Source organism: Rhizobium sp. PEPV16 (genome assembly GCF_008919455.1).
GTDB classification, from domain to species: Bacteria; Pseudomonadota; Alphaproteobacteria; order Rhizobiales; family Rhizobiaceae; genus Rhizobium; species Rhizobium leguminosarum_Q.
The window spans coordinates 1-1,912 of record NZ_VSZV01000138.1 but is presented as its reverse complement, the minus strand read 5'-3'; the positions used below and the strand labels follow the sequence as shown (position 1 = coordinate 1,912).

Sequence of the window (1,912 nt, the reverse complement as noted above, 5' to 3'; positions counted from 1 at the left end):
GTCGATTGCGGCCTGGGTCTTCATGCAGAGGAGCTTCATCGGTTACAAGCTGGAGGTCGGCGGTCTGGCGCCGCGGGCTGCCGGCTATGCCGGCTTTAAGGAAGGTTGGGCGATCTGGCTTTCGCTGCTGATCGGTGGTTTTGCAGCCGGTCTTGCGGGGGCTGCCGAAGTAGCCGGTCCGCTCGGCCAGCTGCAGCGTTCGGTCGCGAGCGGTTATGGCTATGCGGCCATCATCGTCGCCTATCTCGGCGGCCTGCATCCGATCGGCATCGTGGTCTCGGCGCTGGTCATGGCGGTCATCTATATCGGTGGCGACAATGCAATGGTCTCGGCCAACCTGCCGATCGCCGCCGTCCGTGTCTTCCAGGGCAGTCTGCTGCTCGCTTACCTGATCGCCGTCGCCTTCGTGCGCTATCGCCTTGAATGGCGCCGCGCCGCTCACCGGAGCCCCTTATGAACGCCATCGAGTTCATTCTTGCCGGCATGCTCGCGGCTGCGACACCGTTTCTTCTGGCAGCCCTCGGCGAACTGGTGGCCGAGCGCGCCGGCGTCCTCAACCTCGGGGTCGAGGGATTGATGGCCTTGGGTGCCGTGCTCGCCTTCATCGTCGTCTATCAGGGCGGCGGACATCTCCTGGCTTTCGTCGTCGCCGGGCTCGGCAGCGCTGTCCTTTCGCTGCTCTTCGCCTTCGTCACTCTGGGATTTCGGGCAAACCAGGTGGCAGCGGGCCTTGCCATCGGCATTCTCGGCCAGGGCCTTTCCGCGCTTTTCGGCAAGACCTATGAAAGCCTCACGGTCAGGGGACTTCCCAAGCTCGCCCTTCCCGGGTTTTCGGATCTGCCGGTTGTCGGTGGCCTTTTCGTCCAGGACATCGTCGTGTGGATTTCACTCGCCGCGACCCTGGCTCTGTGGGCGATATTTGCCTACACCAAACTTGGCCTCATTGTCCGCGCCGTCGGCGAGAACCCCAAGGCCGCTCACGCCATCGGCTATTCGGTGATATCAGTGCGCGTCCTCGCCATCGCCTTCGGCGGCGCGATGGCCGGCTTCGCCGGCGCCTATGCGTCGGTGGTCTATACCCCACTCTGGGCCGACGGGATGATTGCCGGGCGCGGCTGGATCGCCATCGCCCTCGTCGTCTTCGGGACTTGGCTCACCGGCCGTATCTTTCTCGGCGCCTGCCTCTTCGGCGCGGTCTCGCTGATGGGGCTTGCAGCCCAGGCAACCGGATTGGACGTTCCCTCGCAGCTGCTGTCGAGCCTGCCATATCTCGTCACGATCATCGTGCTCGGCATCATCTCCGCTGACCGCCGCCTGCTCAAACTGAACGGCGTCGCTTCGCTCGGCGAACCATTCGAGTGATAATCTCGGCTTTGCGGTGCCAGCGCGGCGGCCGAGCCGCGCGCGTGCGCTGCACAAATAGTTGCTCTCGCGACTGCGATCACAGCAGTAATAGCACAAAATGTCGGCATAAAGTAATCACGCCTAAAGTATAGGCAGTTATAGATTCATCGGATTTCTCATTTTACTTCAGGCTGTTACCAGCATTCAGCAGAACTGGCACGCTGCTTGCAAGTTCTGAGAGGCATCGGTCAATGGCGACCGGCGCAGATAGGCGCGGCATAAGCGCCTACATTAGACACCGACGTCGCAAGGTCTTTGCTCCGGGATTCCCCCATCCCCTGGACGCAATTTCCGGCGGCGTTTTTTTGTGTCCAAATTCAGCCAGCAGAGGGAACCTGCGCATGACAAAGAATTTGCAGACTGGGATTTCGACAACCGGCATTACCCGCCGCAGCATGCTCAAGACGACCGCAGCGGCTGCCCTCATCGGCGCCGTCAAGACCGCCTTTCCGTCCGGCGCCTTCGCAGCCGGAGCAGGCCCTGAGGTGAAAGGTGCCAAGCTCGGCTT

The 1,912-nt window shown here is 62.1% G+C and carries 1 protein-coding gene and 2 pseudogenes; all 3 read left to right on the top strand.

Annotated features, from left to right (window positions below; genetic code table 11):
* A pseudogene (locus tag FY112_RS37350) lies at positions 1 to 457 on the top strand (ABC transporter permease); the annotation flags it as partial.
* The gene (locus FY112_RS02520; protein WP_151517577.1) at positions 454 to 1,362 is read left to right on the top strand and encodes an ABC transporter permease; all 909 of its coding nucleotides are present in this window, start codon (positions 454 to 456) and stop codon (positions 1,360 to 1,362) included. The pseudogene FY112_RS37350 and the gene FY112_RS02520, both read left to right, overlap by 4 nt.
* Positions 1,363 to 1,595: 233 nt before the next feature.
* Positions 1,596 to 1,912: pseudogene (locus FY112_RS37345) on the top strand (bicarbonate-binding protein); the annotation flags it as partial.

Coding starts and splice junctions, on each gene's coding strand:
- FY112_RS02520 (WP_151517577.1), top strand. CDS start 454: ATGAACGCCATCGAGTTCATTCTTGCCGGCATGCTCGCGGCTGCGACA.